18 protein-coding genes and 1 riboswitch are annotated in these 18,626 nt (G+C 32.6%); of the genes, 15 read left to right on the top strand and 3 right to left on the bottom strand.

The window, feature by feature from the left end; translation table 11 throughout:
• Positions 1 to 471: 471 nt before the first annotated feature.
• From NNL09_RS03665 to bluB, 14 genes are all read left to right on the top strand, one after another.
• A complete protein-coding gene (locus NNL09_RS03665) occupies positions 472 to 627 on the top strand; it encodes a hypothetical protein (protein WP_196909163.1) in 156 nt (51 codons plus the stop codon).
• A gap of 32 nt (positions 628 to 659) precedes the next feature.
• The gene (locus NNL09_RS03660; RefSeq protein WP_196909162.1) at positions 660 to 2,636 is read left to right on the top strand and encodes an ATP-binding protein; all 1,977 of its coding nucleotides are present in this window, start codon (positions 660 to 662) and stop codon (positions 2,634 to 2,636) included.
• Positions 2,637 to 2,648: 12 nt separating this feature from the next.
• The gene (locus NNL09_RS03655) at positions 2,649 to 3,317 is read left to right on the top strand and encodes a response regulator (RefSeq protein ID WP_196909161.1); all 669 of its coding nucleotides are present in this window, start codon (positions 2,649 to 2,651) and stop codon (positions 3,315 to 3,317) included.
• A 520-nt stretch (positions 3,318 to 3,837) separates the two neighbouring features.
• Entirely contained in the window at positions 3,838 to 4,407 is a 570-nt protein-coding gene (locus NNL09_RS03650) for an RNA polymerase sigma factor (RefSeq protein WP_196909160.1), read from the top strand.
• A 94-nt stretch (positions 4,408 to 4,501) separates the two neighbouring features.
• Entirely contained in the window at positions 4,502 to 5,173 is a 672-nt protein-coding gene (locus tag NNL09_RS03645) for a TetR/AcrR family transcriptional regulator (RefSeq protein ID WP_196909159.1), read from the top strand.
• Positions 5,170 to 5,499 carry a hypothetical protein gene (locus NNL09_RS03640; RefSeq protein WP_196909158.1) on the top strand — a complete coding sequence of 110 codons (330 nt, stop codon included), beginning with the start codon at positions 5,170 to 5,172 and terminating at the stop codon, positions 5,497 to 5,499. The genes NNL09_RS03645 and NNL09_RS03640 overlap by 4 nt, the downstream gene beginning before the upstream one ends.
• Before the next feature lie 151 nt (positions 5,500 to 5,650).
• Positions 5,651 to 7,246: a SulP family inorganic anion transporter gene (locus tag NNL09_RS03635; protein ID WP_025663083.1), complete on the top strand. Its 1,596-nt coding sequence runs from the start codon at positions 5,651 to 5,653 to the stop codon at positions 7,244 to 7,246.
• Positions 7,247 to 7,257: 11 nt separating this feature from the next.
• On the top strand, positions 7,258 to 8,100 hold the full coding sequence (locus NNL09_RS03630) for a universal stress protein (protein WP_196909157.1): 843 nt from the start codon (positions 7,258 to 7,260) through the stop codon (positions 8,098 to 8,100).
• Positions 8,101 to 8,445: 345 nt separating this feature from the next.
• Entirely contained in the window at positions 8,446 to 9,537 is a 1,092-nt protein-coding gene (cobW, locus tag NNL09_RS03625; protein ID WP_196909156.1) for a cobalamin biosynthesis protein CobW, read from the top strand.
• A 46-nt stretch (positions 9,538 to 9,583) separates the two neighbouring features.
• Positions 9,584 to 10,168 (top strand): cob(I)yrinic acid a,c-diamide adenosyltransferase, encoded by a 585-nt coding sequence (locus tag NNL09_RS03620; RefSeq protein WP_074407359.1) that lies wholly within the window; start codon positions 9,584 to 9,586, stop codon positions 10,166 to 10,168.
• Between the two features lie 5 nt (positions 10,169 to 10,173).
• Complete coding sequence (locus NNL09_RS03615; protein WP_254514204.1) at positions 10,174 to 10,485, top strand: SAM-dependent methyltransferase; 312 nt, start codon at positions 10,174 to 10,176, stop codon at positions 10,483 to 10,485.
• Positions 10,439 to 10,867 carry a precorrin-2 C(20)-methyltransferase gene (locus NNL09_RS03610; protein ID WP_371877884.1) on the top strand — a complete coding sequence of 143 codons (429 nt, stop codon included), beginning with the start codon at positions 10,439 to 10,441 and terminating at the stop codon, positions 10,865 to 10,867. The genes NNL09_RS03615 and NNL09_RS03610 overlap by 47 nt, the downstream gene beginning before the upstream one ends.
• Entirely contained in the window at positions 10,864 to 12,219 is a 1,356-nt protein-coding gene (gene cobJ, locus NNL09_RS03605; RefSeq protein WP_196909154.1) for a precorrin-3B C(17)-methyltransferase, read from the top strand. The genes NNL09_RS03610 and cobJ overlap by 4 nt, the downstream gene beginning before the upstream one ends.
• Before the next feature lie 5 nt (positions 12,220 to 12,224).
• A complete protein-coding gene (gene bluB / locus NNL09_RS03600; protein ID WP_025663077.1) occupies positions 12,225 to 12,881 on the top strand; it encodes a 5,6-dimethylbenzimidazole synthase in 657 nt (218 codons plus the stop codon).
• A gap of 133 nt (positions 12,882 to 13,014) precedes the next feature.
• On the opposite strand, the gene NNL09_RS03595 is transcribed toward bluB, so the two are convergent.
• The 3 genes from NNL09_RS03595 to NNL09_RS03585 form a co-directional block, all read right to left on the bottom strand.
• A complete protein-coding gene (locus NNL09_RS03595; RefSeq protein WP_196909153.1) occupies positions 13,015 to 14,037 on the bottom strand; it encodes a PepSY domain-containing protein in 1,023 nt (340 codons plus the stop codon).
• A gap of 27 nt (positions 14,038 to 14,064) precedes the next feature.
• The gene (locus NNL09_RS03590; protein ID WP_196909152.1) at positions 14,065 to 14,469 is read right to left on the bottom strand and encodes a hypothetical protein; all 405 of its coding nucleotides are present in this window, start codon (positions 14,467 to 14,469) and stop codon (positions 14,065 to 14,067) included.
• Between the two features lie 104 nt (positions 14,470 to 14,573).
• On the bottom strand, positions 14,574 to 16,913 hold the full coding sequence (locus tag NNL09_RS03585) for a TonB-dependent receptor (RefSeq protein WP_196909151.1): 2,340 nt from the start codon (positions 16,911 to 16,913) through the stop codon (positions 14,574 to 14,576).
• A gap of 104 nt (positions 16,914 to 17,017) precedes the next feature.
• Positions 17,018 to 17,208: riboswitch (cobalamin riboswitch) on the bottom strand.
• A 201-nt stretch (positions 17,209 to 17,409) separates the two neighbouring features.
• Between NNL09_RS03585 and cbiE the strand changes: the two genes are divergently transcribed.
• Entirely contained in the window at positions 17,410 to 18,606 is a 1,197-nt protein-coding gene (gene cbiE / locus NNL09_RS03580) for a precorrin-6y C5,15-methyltransferase (decarboxylating) subunit CbiE (RefSeq protein WP_196909150.1), read from the top strand.
• Positions 18,607 to 18,626: the final 20 nt, after the last annotated feature.

Genomic DNA, 18,626 nt, shown 5'->3' with positions numbered 1-18,626 from the left:
CGTATTAGCAAGTGCTAATATGAAAAACCGAACAGGATGATCGATCAAGTATCTAACAATGTAAGATCGCTAATACATTAATTACATACTCTAACTGTTACTAACACTACCAACCAGTATTTTCTATAACACTATAGGATTTTTAGGACTATATATAGTTTTTGGTGTAAAAAGCCTGAAAACCAAGTATATCTAAGAAATCAATATCCACAGCGTGTATACTTAACAAATTGTTAGGGTTACAACCTGGATTGCATAGAAAATACAGAAAACTGACCCATCAAAAACATCCAAATTACAGTTTGCTGCTACCCAAAAGGGGAAAGTAGGGTATCGCAACTGTATTGGATTACACTTTCCCAAAAACCAATTGATGATTCCCATAGGTAATGGGTATGTAACAACATACCGATCCGGGGTTGACACCTATGGGCGTACCCTAAACTTTGGAAAACAAAAAATTTAGCAACAATGAAAACTTTAAAATACATACTAATAGCCATACTTTTAGGAGTCAACTTTGCTTCTTGTACGCCAGATGATAGCGTTAAAGAAAACGAAACCCTAAAAACTGAAGTGTTAAGTACTGATGGAGATGATGAAGGAATTGAAGACGATGAGATTTAATCTTAATCATTATAATTTAGTACTTTTGGGGGATGAAACGATATACAGTTTTATCCCTCTTTTTTTTGTGTATATTGATAGGTGTTTTCTTCAATTCCTGTAATCATAATGTTACCGATGATTCGATTTCTCCCTTGGTAATCAAAAAGATTGATTCTTTACATGCCTATTATGATACGGCCTCCAATAATTCGAATGCTGAAAAGAAGCGATTAGAAGCTATAGATCATTTTTTGCAAGGAACTAAGAAACTAGAAATAGATTCGTTGCACCATAAAGGGCTCTCGTTATATATAAAGCTACTTAATAAATATAAAGGTCCTGAAAAAGCGATTGAACAATCTTATTTACTATTACAATTAGCTCAACAAAATAAGGATAGCGTATATATAGGAAATGCATTTTATAAATTAGGGTTTTATAATAAAAAGCTTGATAACTATTTAGAAGCTTTTGGGTATTATAACCAATCGTTTAAGGTTCATAGAGATCTTAAGGATAGTATTAATGCAGGGAGGTGTTTGATGGCGATGTCTAATGTTCAAAGAACATTAGGGGATCATAATGCCTGTAAAACGACAGCTACAGACGGTTTAAAATACGTAGAAAATTCTGATCAATATAAAACTATCTGTGGATTGTACCAAAATATTTCTATAGCATTTAAAGAACTGGGAAACTATAATCAATCTCTTCTATGGAATAATAAAATTATGAATATGGTTAAAGATTCAATTGCTAAAAAGAAGATAGGGATTCACAATTTACCGATTTTTAAAAATACTCGTGCAAATATTTTGGCAGAGCAAAAAAAATACCAGGAAAGTATTGATATTTTACAATCTTTACTAAAAGATCAGAACGTAATAAAAAAACGAACACGTTTTGCTCAAATTTTGAGCAATCTAGGGTATATTAAATTCCATGAGGACTCTTTAAATCCGGAAAGTGAATCTTTATTGTTAAAGGCATTACGAATTAGGAAAGAAAAAGGAATTATATCTGGCTTAGTTTCTAGTAACGTACACCTTACAAAATATTATCGTAATAAGAATTTAACAAAATCACTTCATCATGCTAAAGAAGCTTATCGAAATGCAGTAATTAAGAATAATCAAGAATCGATTTTTGAAGCTTTAGATTTAATCACTGATTTAGATACAAGTTCCATTGAAGATCATCAACGTTTTAAAGAAGCTAGTCTTAGGCTTATGCAGCTTAGAAAAAAGACACGAGAAATCTATGCACCTACACGATTCGAGAATGAAAACTTACTAAAAGAAAACGCAGAAAAAAACAGAAAAATATCTGAGGTTCGTAACGAAAATACAATCTACCTCCTTGGGATGTTGCTATTAATTACAGGTATTGGGTTTATAATCTATTTTTTTAAACAACAAATGCATCATCTCAACCAGCAAAATAAAATAATACAGTTTGAAGCCAGTTACGAAACCGAAACCCGTATTTCTAAACAATTGCATGATGAGCTGGGGAATGATATTTTTCAGGTAATGATGCAATATCAAAACGATCCACACAATCCTCATATTAAAGATAAACTGAATACGACCTATCTCAAAGCACGTGATATCTCACGTGAAAACAATGAGTTCGAAACCGGGGATACTTATCCAGAAGAATTAAATAACATGTTGCAAAACTATAGCCAAAACGGGATTCAACTAATCGCTATAGGATTTGATAGAATTGATTGGGATGAGACGGATAAAACCATAAAAATAACGGTATACAGAGTATTACAGGAATTGATGACCAATATGCAGAAACATAGTCAGGCCAACTTGGTTAAATTGAAGTTTTCTAATGCTAATGATACCCTCACAATTAACTACTCCGATAATGGTGTAGGGGTAACAGAAGAACATGTACAATCCAAAAATGGACTCCGAAATACAGAAAACCGTATTCGGGCTATACAAGGAACTCTTATCTTTGACTCAGAAAAAGGCAAAGGCTTTAAAGCCGAAATACAAATCCCTAATTAAAAAGTCAGCAAGATGTTTTCTAAAGTATTGGTAGCAGAAGACTATGAAATTGCCAATCAAGGCATTATAAAAGTACTAAATGATAAAATTGGAATCCATAATATTGAGGAAGCTAAATATTGTGATGATGCCTATCTAAAATTCAGAAAAGCGCATAATGACAGGGAAGTATTTGAGCTATTGATCACAGATCTTTCGTTTAGAGAAGACCATAAGATCCAAACCAGAACCTCGGGTATCGAACTCATAAAAGATATCAAAAGTATACAACCGGATATTAAAGTGATTGTATATTCTCAGGAAAACAGACCGGATAAAATCAAAATGTTGTTCGAAAAACTTAACATCGATGGATACGTTTGTAAAGGTCAGCATGCCATAAAAGAATTAGTAGCATGCGTAGATGGTGTTTATCAGGGTAATACAGTATGGCCACCAGAATTAACCAATAATTCTGCCGCAAATACTATGATTCATCTAGATGATTTGGATATCATACTGCTAGAAGAATTATCACAAGGATTTACCAAAAAAGAAATCAGAATCAAGCTTAAAAAACAAAATATATCTCCAAACAGTGAGAGTGCGATTGATAAAAGAGTAAGTAAACTTTTTGATGACTTCAAAGCAAAAAACACCACTCATCTGGTAGCTATTGTAAAGGATTTAGGAATATTATGATTTGAGTTTTGAGGTAAGTTAAAATATTTAAAAAGCGTCAATTCGAGTAATTTTTCAGAATGCTCCTCGACTTTAGCCTGCCCTGACCTATGCCGAATCATTCGAATTGAAGTTATTTTCTTATATCAAATTTTGGTTTATTGTCGCATAAAACACTATCCGAATTTCGAACCGATACAGAAAAAGTATTAGATATCTTCAAAAGCAGCGTAATAACTTTTTTTGTAAAAAATAGACCTCATTACAGAAATCTGTAAGGACATCTAATGTAGTCGATTTATGTTTGTATCATAAAGGCAAGTGAGCGATAAATGACAATGAGCTTATACCATTTGTTGTTTGAATTTACCGGAAAAGAAAATTAAGATTTTTTTTGCTTCAGTGATGAATGAAAATCAAGCATAGTTGGGGAACGGTTTATTTTCATTCTGAAACTGAAGTGAAAAAAGAATATTTTATCTAAGTAAATTCAAAAGATAGATGGTATTACCTAAACCCTAAAAGATACAAACTCACAATAATGATGAATAACGATCAAATAATCATAGCGGGAATCATTGATGGGGACGAGAAAATACTAACCTGTTTTTATAAAGAAAATATACGATACATTCAGGGATATATTCTTCGCAATAATGGAAATCTTGAAGATGTAGAAGATGTCTTTCAGGATGCCTTAGTTGTGCTATATCAGAAGTTACGATCAGGTCTTTTAGAGCTACGAGTACCAATAAAAACCTATTTTTATGGGATTTGTAAAAACCTGTGGAGAAATAGATTAAAGAAAAAGAAAAAACTCGTTATCGATGATGGGTGGTATCATTTTGAAGAAGGAACCAATAACTCTTTAGTAGCTGATATCGAAAATCAAGAACGCGAACATCTTTATAGAAAATACTTTCAAAAACTAAGTATAGAGAATAAGAAACTATTATCTCTTTTCTTTGAAGGAAAATCAATGAAAGAAATTTCGAAAATCATAGGACATTCTGAAGGATATACCAGAAAAAAGAAATTTGAAGCCAAAAAGAAACTGTTAAATATGATCGAAAAAGATCCAATGTATAATGAGCTAAAGGCAGTATGTTAGCTTATATCAGAGGGTTATAAATATTATACTTTCATAAAAAATAGTTAAACGACCTCGATTTAATAGTAATACTTTCATATCTTTGCTTTTCTAGATGGAAAGTTTATCAATACATATAACAATTAATCCAGAGTTATACACCAAAAATCCTGAATCCTCTGATTTAGGAAAGAAAATAGTACAGACTAGTATCGAGATGATAAATGATTTAGGCTTTGAATCTTTCACATTTAGGAAACTAGGGGTCGCTATAGGATCTAATGAAAGTTCGATTTATCGTTATTTTGAAAGTAAGCATGCGTTATTGGTATACTTGATCAATTGGTATTGGAGTTGGATTGAGTATAAACTGGTTTTTGCAACGACAAATATTACCTCTGCAAAAGATAAATTGAACATTGCTATCACACTATTTACTCAAGAAGTAAAAGAAGACAACTCTTTTACTTTTATTAATAAAGTACTACTTAATAAAATTATCATTTCAGAATCTGCTAAAGCATATCATACAAAGGATGTAGATGAAGAAAATAAAAAAGGATTCTATAAAACTTATAAAAGAGTTGTACAAAGAGTAAGCGATATGGTTTTGGAGATAAATCCAAAATTTGAGTTTCCGCATATGCTTATCTCAACAGTAATTGAGGGAGCGCACCATCAACGTTATTTTTCTCAACATCTTCCTTCATTAACCGATGTTGAAGAAGGAAAAAATAATATAGTGAGATTTTACACTGATTTAGTACAAAAAACTATTGCGTCATGAAGTTATTTTGTCATAACATATTTAGCTTTATAAAGTATGGTTCATTTATCATTGTGCTTGTAAGTATGTTGTTACAGCCAATAGTGCAGACTATTACACTTTTTACTAATGATGATATCGAATTAGTTGAAGTAGATTGGGAAGAAGATTCTGATGAAGAAGAAAAACAGGAAGATGATTGTAAGTATGAAAAAAATGAATTAAAAATTTTAAATTCTTACGATCGTCATTTTATCTATGCTTCAGAACATTCTTGTTATCAGGTACTACAACCTCATTATGATTTTGATCTCGAAATTCCCATCCCACCTCCCGAACGGGTGTAATCATTAAATTAGGATTCTACTTCTTAATCCGAATCCTTATCATATTTCAATTAGGTTCCATTATTATGGAACTTATCATTTACATAATAACTTATTAATTGCTCAATGTTTTTGTACCTAATGGGTATGGCATTTTCAAATCTAAATAGCTATGAATAATTCAAATTTATTTAAAAATTTAAAGGCCGATATTCCGGCCAGTATTGTCGTCTTTTTTGTGGCGTTACCTCTATGTTTAGGTATCGCTTTAGCCAGTGGAGCTCCTTTGTTTTCTGGTTTGATTGCAGGTATCGTAGGAGGTATCGTAGTGGGAGCCATGAGTGGATCCCAAATTGGTGTTAGTGGCCCAGCAGCTGGGCTAGCAGCAATTGTATTAACCGCTATTGGTGCATTGGGAGGTTATCAAAACTTCCTTTTGGCCGTCGTTTTGGGTGGTGTGATACAATTGGCATTTGGTTTTTTGAAAGCAGGAATTATTGGATATTATTTTCCATCATCAGTAATTAAAGGAATGCTTACAGGAATAGGTATTATCATTATACTTAAACAAATACCGCATTTCTTTGGATATGATGCAGATCCAGAAGGTGATTTTGCATTCTTTCAGGTAGATGGAGAAAATACGTTTTCAGAAATTTTAAATGCAATTAATGCTATTAGCCCTGGAGCTACTTTAATTGCAGTTATCGGCCTTGGAGTTCTTATATTATGGAGTAAAGTACTCTCTAAAAAAGGAAAAATATTTCAACTTATTCAAGGACCTTTGGTAGCAGTTGCTGCCGGTATTATATACTTTATAGTTACCGCAGGAAATAGCACCTGGGGAATCTCTTCAGAACACCTGGTAAGTGTACCTGTACCAGAAGATGCATCTTCGTTCTTAGCGCAATTTAGTTTTCCGAATTTTGGAGCCATTACTAACCCTCAAATATGGGTAACTGCATTTACTATTGCTCTGGTAGCTAGTCTAGAAACTTTATTGTGTGTAGAGGCTACTGATAAGCTAGATCCTCGTAAGCGAGTAACACCAACCAATCGAGAATTACTAGCTCAGGGAACGGGGAATATTATTTCTGGACTTATCGGAGGATTACCTGTTACCCAGGTAATTGTACGTAGTTCGGCAAATATCCAATCAGGAGGTAAGTCCAAAATGGCAGCAATCTTACATGGGTTTTTGTTGTTAATTTCTATAATTTTAATACCAAGACTTTTAAATAAGATTCCGTTATCTGTATTAGCTGCAATTCTTTTTATTGTTGGGTATAAGCTTGCAAAGCCAGGATTATTTAAAACCATGTATCAATTAGGTTGGAAACAATTTGTTCCGTTTATAGTTACAGTTACAGGTATTGTATTTACAGATCTTTTGGTAGGGATAGGACTAGGCCTATTAGTAGGTGTTGTAGTTATTTTGATAAAGAGTTTTCAAAATTCACATTTCTTGCATATCGAAGATAAGAGTAACGGAAAACATAAAATAAAGATGACATTAGCAGAAGAAGTAACATTTTTTAATAAAGGTGCTATTCTTAAAGAATTAGACAGTCTTCCCAGAGATACCTATCTAGAACTTGATGTTCGAAAAACAAGATATTTAGACAATGATATTGTCGAAATTCTTGAAGACTTTTCTGAAAAAGCAAGAAATAGGAATATCGACATTCAACTTATTTCAGAAAGAGGTACTATAGAAAATCCAGACAGTTTTATTAAATTTTTCAGATTACGCCCTAAAAGCGCTTAAAATAAAAACTTATGAAAAAACGTATGTTAAAAACAAAATACAGACTATTAGTATTAATTGATCAAACCAAATCCTCATACACAGCTTTACGCAATGCTGTGAATTTGGCAAAGGTTATAGATGCAGGAATAGAGGTTTTTTATGTAAAATCACCCATGCAGGTTGTTCAGTATGATAACCAAATAGCCGCATTACGAACATTAGACGAAGAAAGAATTGCTTCAAAAAAGGCAATGCAAAAATTGGTCGATACTGTATCAGACAACGAAAATATTCCTATTATTTACAGTTTTGCTTTCGGGAATGTTATTGCCGAAGTACAAAGCCATATTGCTAAAACAAATCCGGATATCGTTGTTATTGGTAAACGAAAACCTAAACGAGTGAACTTTTTGAGAGGTGGATTAACTTCTTATTTATTGAAGAATTATAAAGGAGGAATTCTTATTTCTGGAAATGATAAGCATCTTATTTCTGGCCATAATGTATCTCTTGGTTTTCTTGATGATACCTCTATCCATAATGAAGTCGGGATTGTGCAGGATTTAAAAAAGTGTACTGATATACCTTTTAAATTGTTTAAAATTAAGAAAACAGGATCTCAAATTAAAACACCAACGGCATTTTCACAACCTGAAGAGCAATCTATTGTAGAAAATACAGTAATCTTTGAGTTTGAAGAAGGAATGGATACCAGTAGTGGTCTCTCAAAATATATTGAAAAAAATAAATTAGGATTGCTTTGTGTAAAAAGAGAAGCCAAACAAACACTAAGTAAATCAATTGGTTTTGATACTAAAATTCAACAAACTATAAATAAAACAAATGTGCCAGTTCTTATACTGGATAACTAAAAATGCTGATGATGAGAGGAAATACTAAATAGAGGTAACACCCCTATGCCAGATTTGGATCCGGATATTACCAGAATAAGAATAACCGATCATCAAAATATTAAAAGTAAGCTGTCTGAAAAGTGATTTTTAGACAGCTTTTTTTATTTATAGATTGTCAATAGAAATGAATGTATCTTTAAAGATTAATAATGAGGCAAAATCGCAATAAAACGATCTAATATATTTCTATTAGTAGATCATTATAAAAACATGTGCACAATCTAATATAAACATATCATAATTTGTTTTTTCCTTTAAGCAATAATAGATAGTTTTGCTTAGAATCATTTTTGATAAGAACATATGGCTTTAAACACACAAAAAATACCTGTAACGATTATTACAGGGTTTCTGGGATCTGGAAAAACGACTTTGATACATCAAATTGCTAAAAATGCAAATGGTAGACGATTAGCAATAATTGTTAACGAATTTGGAGAATTAGGAATGGATGGAGAAATTCTAAAAGGTAACGACTGTGGGTGTGAAGAAGAAAATATATTAGAATTGAGTAATGGATGCCTTTGTTGTACAGTACAGGAAGAGTTTTTGCCCACCATGCTTCAATTGATGGAACGTAAACAGGATATTGATCATATTATTATCGAAACTTCGGGATTAGCATTGCCTAAACCGTTATTAAAAGCGTTTAACTGGCCTGATTTGAAACCACAAATCACTGTAGATGCTGTAATTACTGTTGTCGATTGTGTAGGACAGGCCACAGGCGAAATATGCGACCGTGATAAGGTACAATCTCAGCGATTAGACGATGAAAACCTGGATCACGAATCTTCTATCGAAGAGTTATTCGAAGATCAACTTTCTTGTGCAGATTTGATTATAATGACCAAATCAGATTTAATCAATACAGAAGAATATAATCAAGTAAGGGATATTATCCAGAATTGTGTTGGTAGTAACATCAAGTTGATTTCTGCAGTAAAAGGTAATATTCCTGCCGATGTACTATTAGGAATTGATGCTAAAGCCGAAGATCATGTAGATGACAAACATTCTCATCACGAAGAACACCACCACCATGATCATGATGAACATGGTCATCACCATCATGACCACGATCATGATGATTCAATCAATTCTATTGTAATAGAAATTAAAGTACCTCATACTCCAGAAACGTTAATCAAAAATTTAAAAACACTAGTAGCAAAATACCATATTTACAGGATTAAAGGAATTATCCATGTGCCTGGTAAACCAATGCGTATGATTGTTCAGGGAGTGGCAGATCGATTTGAAAACTATTTTGATAGAAAGTGGATTGAAGGAGAAATCAAGGCTACTCGATTAGTAATTATTGGTGAAGAACTTGAAGAGCAAAAGATTCAGGAGGTATTAGAAGAAAAATTGCTGGTAGGAGAAGGAGTATAACCATTCATTGACATAATTTCAGTATTAATTTAAAATTTTTAATCCCTTGAAAATATACACACGTAAAGGAGATACAGGTAAAACTGGAGTCTTTGGAGGAAAAAGAGAATTTAAAGATTCTGCACGTATAGAATGTAATGGAGCTTTGGACGAGGCAAATTCTACTATTGGATTGCTACGTGCAAAGTTAGGTAATGACCACGAGTGGCAGCCAAATCTTCATAAAATTCAAAAAGATCTTATGGATATGATGTCACACCTCGCAAGACCATCAGATTCTAAAAAAGAAAACCCTAATCCCAAACCCAAAGACGGAGCAGATTTTTGTGAACAATGGATGGATGAGATGGAAGCCAATATTAGCTCTCCATCTGACTATTTTTTATTACCAGGTGGAAATGAAATTTCAGCATTATGTCATGTGTGTAGAACACAAATAAGAAGAGGCGAACGCAGATTGGTTACTTTAATGCATGAAGATCCTGAATCTGTAGAAGAATATGTAGTTGCCTATATTAATAGATTATCAGATTTATTCTTCACCATGGCCAGAGCAGAAATGGATAAAGCCGGAGTAGCAGAAGAAAAATGGCAATTGTTTTTGTATAAAAGAAAAAAGAAAAGAACATAACGATTTTGCATACAATTTATGGAATAGCTTTAGGACCTGGAGATCCAGAACTTCTTACACTTAAAGCGTTACGAATATTAAAAGAAGTCGATCTTATCTTTTATCCGGGATCTATTACCAAAGATCAAAAAAAGAGCTTTGTATATCCGATATTACAATATCATGGATTAGAGCATAAAGAGCTAAAAGGGTTTTTCCTAAATATGTCATACGATCGCCAAGAGGCTTCAGAAACATATGCAGCAACGGTAAAAGACATAGAAAAAGCTTATCAGGCAGGAAAAAAAAATAGCGATTGTATGCGAAGGAGATATTAGTTTATATGCTTCTTTTTCGTATATATTAACAGGGCTTCAAGAATTGCAATTACCAGTGTTTTTGGTGCCGGGAATCAATTCTTTTTCGCTGGGAGCATCGCAACACCAAATACCATTAAGTTTACTTAATGATAAAATTGCAATCGTTCCAAGAGTAAAAAATATCGCAGAAATCTCTAAATACTTTTTAGAATTTGATACCGTGATATTAATGAAAATACGCTCTGGTTGGAATGATTTTCACTCAGAATTAGTACAGAAAGATTGGAAATGTTATTATTGTGAACGTTTAGGAACCAATCAAGAATATATAACAACAGATTTAACCACTCTGACCAATAGAGAAATTCCATATTTCTCTTTATTAATTATCAAACAATGATCAAAGTTGTAGGACTAGGTCCCGGGCATTCAGATTATATCATTCCAATGGCTACACAGGCAATTTCAGAAGCCTCAGTAATCATAGGATATCACTATTATTTTCAATTTATTCAACATCTAGTGCGTCCTGATGCTTTATGTATTGGTAAAGAATTAAGTGAAGAAGAAAAAAGAGCAGAAATCGCAATACAACATGCTTTAGAAGGGGAACAGGTTGTCGTTATTGGTTCTGGTGATGCTAGTATATATGCAATGGCATCTATAGTATATCAAAAAGTTGCAGAGCAAAAATTAGATATTCCTGTAGAGACTGTACCAGGCATTTCTGCCTTTGTTACAGCAGGAAGTAAATTAGGAGCTATATTAGGTCATGATTTCTGTTGTATTTCCTTATCTGATTTAATGACTCCATGGACCACAATAGAGAAGCGCATCCATGCTGCGGCAATGGGAGATTTTGTAACAGGGCTGTATAATCCTAAAAGTAAAAAACGGTATTGGCAATTGGGAGCGTTAAAAACTATTTACCTGAAGTATAGACCCAAAACTACACCTGTAGCGATATGCAAACAATTAGGAAGAACAGAAGAAGAGATTAAAATTACCACTTTGGCAGAGTTAGATGTCGATGAGGTAGATATGTTTTGTGTGGTGCTAATAGGAAATAGTCAGACCTTTAGATATAAAGATCATCTAATCACACCAAGAGGGTATTTGAATAGAAAACCTGAAACCGGTGAAGAAATACAACAAGCCAGCTTTAAAGAAATATTAGATAATATCCCATCAAATACATTAGCAAACGATACTTTATGGGCAGCAATACGATGTATACATACCTCTGGTGATTTTGAATATATAAACTATCTGGAGACTTCTAAGCATGCGATTGCTACCTGGCATGATTATCTTAAAAATGGAGGTACAATCGTTACCGATGTAACTATGGTGGCTGCAGGTATTACAAAAGCATATACTGCCAAATATGGTAACCAAGTAGTTTGTTTATTAAACGATAAGGAATCTCTTCAACTTGCAGAAAAAGAAGGGTTAACGCGAACACAGGCGGGAATAAAACTCGCTGCAAAAAAATATCCCAACGCATTATTTGTTATCGGAAATGCACCTACAGCATTAATTGAGATTGCAGATCAGATTCAAGAAGGAATATTATCTCCTACAGGAGTTATTGGAGCGCCAGTAGGATTTATCAATGTAATAGAATCCAAAGAACGACTAAAAACAATATCCCATATTCCGTATGCATTAATTACCAAAAAGCGAGGAGGTAGTAATTTTGCAGCGGCCATTGTTAATGCAGCATTTACGCTAGAAGAAGCTAAATTATAGAATATATGAAAGAGCATCCACAACGTATATTTAACGATAAAGAACAAGCATTGCTTGAAGAGATCATGATCCACCGTAGAGATGTTCGAGGGAATCACTTTTTAGATACTCCTATATCTCAAGAGTCAATTAATAAGATTATAGAAGCGGCATTAGCTGCTCCTTCGGTAGGGTTTTCACAGCCTTGGGAATTTGTATTGATCCGGGACCAAAAAACAAAGCAAGCGGTAAAAGAAACTTTTTCTGAAGAAACGGCACGTGCTGCAATGCAGTTTACAGACGAAAAACAAAAAGAATATATCAAGCTTAAACTAGAAGGGATTTTAGAATCTCCTTTAAATATGGCCGTATTTTATAAACCTGCAGAAGGTCCTGTTTTGGGTCAAACAAGTATGCCTAATATGGGAAAATACAGTGTAGTTTGTGCGATACAAAATATGTGGCTTATGGCACGGTCCTTAAATATAGGAATGGGATGGGTGAGTATTTTGGATCCTGAAAAAGTAAAACAAGTACTTGAGGCTCCAGAACAAAACCAATTGATAGGGTATTTATGCTTTGGGTATACAGACATGTTTTACAACCAACCCGAATTAGAATTAAAAAAATGGGATCGTAAAAAATTTCAAAAAGAGGTGGTGATTGAAGAAAAATATAAATAATCTGGTATGCTACTATTTTTCACTTTTAACAAAATAAATTGCTTTGGTTAAGGTTTATGATTTTTATTACACAAAAATTGCTGTAACCAAATTGTAAAGTAATAGTTTAGTAATGATATTCTATTGTAAAGCTTTATTTTTTCTCTTTTCTTTTTATCCTTCGTCTATTTTTTCTTCTGATGAATTTAATCCCTAATCCAGTTGCCGAAAAACTAAGTACTGCACCTCCTGTTAATAAAATAAAAAGAACGATATCCCATAAGGGCCTGTTCCATGCTAGAAATGAGAAATCTAAACTATGTAAGCCGTTATAAATCCAACGTTGAATTTTGTTTTTTGTAGCACATTTATATACTACCCTAGTTGTTTTTGGGTTGATATAATAGGTTATATTTTTAGTGGTTTTAATTCTAATTATGGGTAAATCTTTATCATTATGTCGACTATAGTAATAATTGTCATATTCTTTTAAGAGAATACTTTCTTTCACTTCATTTTTGGAAGAAAAAGAATTTACAACTTTTTGATAGCTATCTATACTTAAAGAAGAGTTAGCGTTATATAAACTATATAAAGAACTTGTATTTTGAAAAAAAACTTGGGTGTAAACATTATTTTGAAAAAAATTAAAATTTATTTCTTTAAATTTCTTTTGTTTTAACTGATTTAGAAAACTACTCCAACTATCTTCATTATAGTAATATATAGTATGTTTTTGCATTTGCCATTTTAGAGCTTCTTCTTTTTGTAATTGTGTACCAGGAGTCCATCCAAAAGGCGACATACTCATCCACCCACTAAAAATCCAGGTACAGACAAATATCCCAAAAACCAATCCAAAATAATAATGATAATTGTACCATTTGTTTTTGAATCTTTTAAATTTTGCCTTTGGTTTCTTTTTATATCTTACCAATCCAGTTATTATACCTGTAATTACCATGATGAATCCTAATGCGGCTAGCCATGTTACCAGTTGCCTCCATAATGTATTATGAATTCTAATATCCTTAAAATAAATCCAATGAGGAATAGCTCCCACCCACGACCAAAACCTTTCAGAACTCGTATTTATAGCAAGTAACTCTCCCGTTACTGATGAGATATAAACCAACGTATTGTTTTCATCCTCAAATTCAATTTTGAAAATAGGCATATGAGGTATATACTTTGTTCTTGGAATTCACTGGTCTAACTCTGTTAATGCTTGGATAGTAGAACTAGCCGTTATTCTTGTATTTTTTATTGCAATTTTTAGTGCTCTCTCTTTTGTTAAGGTCACTTTTTGACCAGTATCTGCATATTTGGAAAAAAGTTTTCCCTGACCTGTAATCAAATGAAAAACAGGTCTATCGAGAATATAGTTCAGTCTAAGTTGGGATATCTCGCGAATAGTATCGTTTTTAAAAACGGTTTTAGGAGATAATACCTCGGTATTTACTGAATTAGAAAGCATTTCTATTCTTTCAGTTTGATTTAAATGTGGAAAACTTTGATACATCATAACAAAGCCTGATAAAAACCAAATTAAGAATAAGACACAAAAAAAGGTGCCAAGCCAATGATGTAAAGAAATAATCTTTTTCATCTGTTTTTATAATATTTCAGAGTATGTAATTGTAGATTTTATTAAAGTAATGGAAAATGCATCGATAGTTAGATTACATCGATACATTCTCCGTTTAAATTTGTTTAAAACTTATATGCCAAACTTAATTTGTAGTTTCTTCCCTGGCCAGGAAAAAACTGATTTGAATAGATCGCGTCGGTAAAATAAAGTGTATCAGCTATATTATTTATGTTTAATCCTATTCTAACTTTTTTCGCTTGATAATAAAGGGATCCATCTATAGTAGTATACGAAGGTAATGTGTATGTGTTACTCGAATTGGTATAGTTTTTACCAACGTAATTTAGTCCTAAACCGATTCCCAAACCGTGTAAATACCCTTTTTGAAATTCATAATTTCCCCAAAAATTAATAGAATTTTTAGGGGCATATGGTAACCTGTTTCCTGCAGGTACAGTTTGTAGCGTTTTGTTATAATCTCTAATTTTGGCATCTACAAAAGCATATCCTGCTTTAATATAAAATCCTTCAAAAGGTTTTGATTCAATATCTAATTCTATGCCTTTAGAATCTGCAGAGCCTATTTGCTGGTAATCGTCGACACTTGTTTTTTCTACGATATTATTTTTTAACATATAATAAGCCGAAAGTGTAGCAGTAAACAGCTCATTTTTTTGAAACTTGATTCCTAATTCATTTTGAAAACCTGTTTCAGGGTCAAATACTTTTCCATTCGGAGTTACTCTTCTAGATGGTTTAAAATAGTTTGAATATGAAGCAAAAATGCTAATCATATCTTTAACTGGTTGGTAAACAATACCAGCGCGATATGAGAATGAAGATGAAGGAATTTTTGTACGAACTCCAGAAGTAATTAAGGCTCTGTTATTATTAATAATATCTCTATAATAAGTTCCGGTAAATGTATCATAACGTAGTCCTATTAGTGCTTTAAATTTATCTGAAAATTTAATCCAATCTTGCAAATAAAACGCGTATACTACCTCCTTTTTTATATCAACTTTATTATCTATTGTCTCAATGTGCCCTTGGTTTAAAGTAGGGTTTTGAACAGAAATAGTTGTAAAAGTTCCAGGGCCAATTACTTCTCCTCTAAAAGTCTTACGATCTAAAATACTGATAGAATTCCCTAGTAATGCCTTATGTTCTATAGTACTTGTTTTGAATGTATAGCTTAAATCTAATTGATTTTGCAAAGTTTTGGTTTGATGATTAAAATAAAACGGGAAAGCTCTGGTGATAGAATCTTTAGTTGGATTTAACTCTAGAAATTCTGTAGAAAGGTAATCTATATCATCATTCGAATACGATAAGAGATTAGATAACTTTAAATTAGGATCAAAATCATGTGAGTATTTTATTTGATAATCAAGGCGCTTGTGTTTTAGATAATCCTGAGGGTCGTTGTACCTGGTCTCTGGATCCATTCCTGAAATAATAGAGCTATCTTCATCTACAGGAATACCCGTGTCTGTATCATATACATCTTTATTGGTCTGAAAGTAGAAAGCTAACTTGTCATTTGCAGAAGGGGTATAATCTAACATTAAGGATCCGTTATTAGTCGCTATGCCATAATCTCTCCACCCTTGGGTACGTGTCATTCCTATATCTACTCTATAGCGTAATTTATCCGAAACTGGACCACTAACACCGCCTTCAATATTATAAGTGTCATAACTACCATAAGTAGCTTTAAAATTGGCTTTTTGGTTGTATGTAGGTTTTTTACGGACTATATTTATAATTCCTCCTAATGCCGAATGACCATATAGAACCCCTGCTGGGCCTTTGAGTACCTCTATTCTTTCTACATTTACCAGATTCGTAGAAGGTGCACTTGTAGATATGTTGTGCCTTTCATCTCTAACACCATCAACTAACATAACAAAATTATTAAATCCCCTAATTCTAAAAGTTTGGAAACCTCCATACCTGTTTATAGGCCTTACACCGGTAACACTTTTAACTGCATCTCCGATATCAGAAACATTACGTTGTTGCATAATTTCTCCATTAATACTATTTGTGGTTACAGGAATGTCTATGTTTTTGATTCCTAATTTGTTAACACTTAGTATTTTCTTATTGGTTTTATTGTTTCCTCCATTAATAAACACTTCTTCTAATCCAGTAATGTTTTTTTTAAGTGTTACATCCAAAATGAGAGATTCCCTATCCACAATAATATTTTTAATAGTTTGTTGATAGCTAATGGCAGAGAACAAAATATTATAGTTTCCTTTTTCTAATGAGATCGAATATTTTCCTTTTTCATCTGTAATTGTTTCGTGATTTGTCTGTTGTATAAAAACAGAAACATTAGAAATTCCTTTTCCGGAAGTTTGACTTTTTACAGTTCCGGTAATTGTAATGTTTGATTGTGCATAGGTAATGAAACCCCATAACAATAAGACACTGCATAATACTAATTTTTTCATTTTTTAAATTGAGATTAAGCAGGGAAAAATGCAGAAATAAATAAAGACTACCATTATAGGTTAAAGGCAGTTATTATTATTTTCACTCTTTACCCGAGAGTTAATAATTATTTGGATTTTATGGCAGGTCTCCTGACTTAATTCGGTAAATACCTCCTTCCCATAGCCTTTGCTACAGTGGTTTTATGGTACTACTTTTTTGTGAATCTTACAGTTGCGGGAACAGTTTTGGATTCTCACCAAATTCCCTTTTAATTTTCACCATAGGTGAAAAACCATTTATCGGGCGCAAATATAGTTTTTTTGCTGTTGGATTAAGTTGAAAGGTTGTTTTTTCATTTAAAATAACTGAATATATTTTGCTTTAACACTAAACAATTGTAAATGATAGAAAGAAAGGAGCTTTAGAGAGAAGTGATAAATGTTTTCATTTCTATATACTTTAACTTTGTAGCTTTGTTAATACTATCAGAACATATATAATATCAAAAACACTATGACCTTCCATATTATAGGTATCGGAAATAAAACCCCGGATTTCACAACAGAACAACAACAAAGTATTCTGGATACCCTATTTTTTAGTGGAGGAAAACGTCATTATGAATTAGTTAAAGACTACCTTCCAGAAAATCATGAATGGATAACTATTCAATCTCCGATGTCTCAAGTATTCGAGGCATATGAAAAAGCAACAGTACCAATTATTGTTTTTGCTTCTGGCAATCCGCTGTTTTATGGGTTTTCGAATACATTAAAAAATAAATATCCTGATGCAGAAATTATAACAGCACCCTATTTTAGTTCAATTCAATTATTGGCTAATGCCATGAATTTGAACAGTAATCAATTACAAACCATAAGTGTACACGGAAGAAGCTGGAAAGCATTAGATGCTATCTTAATCCAACAAAAAGAAAGTATCGGGGTACTTACAGATGCAGAAAAAACCCCAGCTATCATTGCAAAAAGACTTTTGGAGTATGGATATGATAATTATGTCATGCTAGTAGGAGAGGATATAGAAGGAGAACAGGAAAAGTTTCAGGAACTAGCGTTGCAAAAAGCTTCAATAATGAAGTTTCACTCATTGAATTGTGTTATACTTAAAAAAACAAGACATCGCCACATTGATTTTGGGATAAAGGATGCTGATTTTAAAGGTTTGCCAGGAAGACCTAAGATGATTACCAAAATGCCTGTTCGATTAACAACTCTACATTACTTAAATGTTCTTAATATTGATACATTATGGGATATTGGTTTTTGTACCGGATCTGTTAGTGTCGAGGCTAAATTAAAAAATAGGGATTTAGATATTATTGCTTTTGAAAAGAGACCAGAGTGTAAAGTTATTTTAGAAGAAAACCAAAAACGCTTTGGAGTTCCTGGGATTCAAATTGTAATGGGAGATTTTTTTGAGCAGGATCTTACTCAATTTGTAAAGCCTGAAGCAATTTTTATTGGAGGTCATGGAGGTAGATTAGAAGAACTTTTTCTAAAGATAACTCCGGTTTTAAAACTTGAAACCTGTATAGTAATTAATGCTGTAAAAGAAAGTTCGGTACAAGCGTTTAAAGCGGGCTGCAACAAAATAGGGTATACTGTCATAGAAGAATCCGTATTATCACTTGATGAATACAATCCAATTACGTTACTTAAAGCAATAAAATTAAGATCTAAAACCAAATAGAAATTTAATTTTTTATACAG

Origin of the sequence: Aquimarina sp. EL_43 (assembly GCF_943422735.1) — a bacterium.
Taxonomy (GTDB): domain Bacteria; phylum Bacteroidota; class Bacteroidia; order Flavobacteriales; family Flavobacteriaceae; genus Aquimarina; species Aquimarina megaterium.
The sequence above is the reverse complement of the archived record's forward strand: the minus strand, read 5'-3'. Positions and strand labels throughout refer to the sequence as shown.

Excerpts from the sequence above, each read along its gene's own strand:
- NNL09_RS03665 (WP_196909163.1), top strand. The coding sequence starts at position 472 with ATGAAAACTTTAAAATACATACTAATAGCCATACTTTTAGGAGTCAAC.
- NNL09_RS03595 (WP_196909153.1), bottom strand. The coding sequence starts at position 14,037 with ATGCCTATTTTCAAAATTGAATTTGAGGATGAAAACAATACGTTGGTT.
- NNL09_RS03655 (WP_196909161.1), top strand. The coding sequence starts at position 2,649 with ATGTTTTCTAAAGTATTGGTAGCAGAAGACTATGAAATTGCCAATCAA.
- cobJ (WP_196909154.1), top strand. The coding sequence starts at position 10,864 with ATGATCAAAGTTGTAGGACTAGGTCCCGGGCATTCAGATTATATCATT.
- cbiE (WP_196909150.1), top strand. The coding sequence starts at position 17,410 with ATGACCTTCCATATTATAGGTATCGGAAATAAAACCCCGGATTTCACA.
- NNL09_RS03590 (WP_196909152.1), bottom strand. The coding sequence starts at position 14,469 with ATGAAAAAGATTATTTCTTTACATCATTGGCTTGGCACCTTTTTTTGT.
- NNL09_RS03630 (WP_196909157.1), top strand. The coding sequence starts at position 7,258 with ATGAAAAAACGTATGTTAAAAACAAAATACAGACTATTAGTATTAATT.
- NNL09_RS03640 (WP_196909158.1), top strand. The coding sequence starts at position 5,170 with ATGAAGTTATTTTGTCATAACATATTTAGCTTTATAAAGTATGGTTCA.
- NNL09_RS03650 (WP_196909160.1), top strand. The coding sequence starts at position 3,838 with ATGATGAATAACGATCAAATAATCATAGCGGGAATCATTGATGGGGAC.
- cobW (WP_196909156.1), top strand. The coding sequence starts at position 8,446 with ATGGCTTTAAACACACAAAAAATACCTGTAACGATTATTACAGGGTTT.
- NNL09_RS03585 (WP_196909151.1), bottom strand. The coding sequence starts at position 16,913 with ATGAAAAAATTAGTATTATGCAGTGTCTTATTGTTATGGGGTTTCATT.
- bluB (WP_025663077.1), top strand. The coding sequence starts at position 12,225 with ATGAAAGAGCATCCACAACGTATATTTAACGATAAAGAACAAGCATTG.
- NNL09_RS03660 (WP_196909162.1), top strand. The coding sequence starts at position 660 with ATGAAACGATATACAGTTTTATCCCTCTTTTTTTTGTGTATATTGATA.
- NNL09_RS03645 (WP_196909159.1), top strand. The coding sequence starts at position 4,502 with ATGGAAAGTTTATCAATACATATAACAATTAATCCAGAGTTATACACC.
- NNL09_RS03635 (WP_025663083.1), top strand. The coding sequence starts at position 5,651 with ATGAATAATTCAAATTTATTTAAAAATTTAAAGGCCGATATTCCGGCC.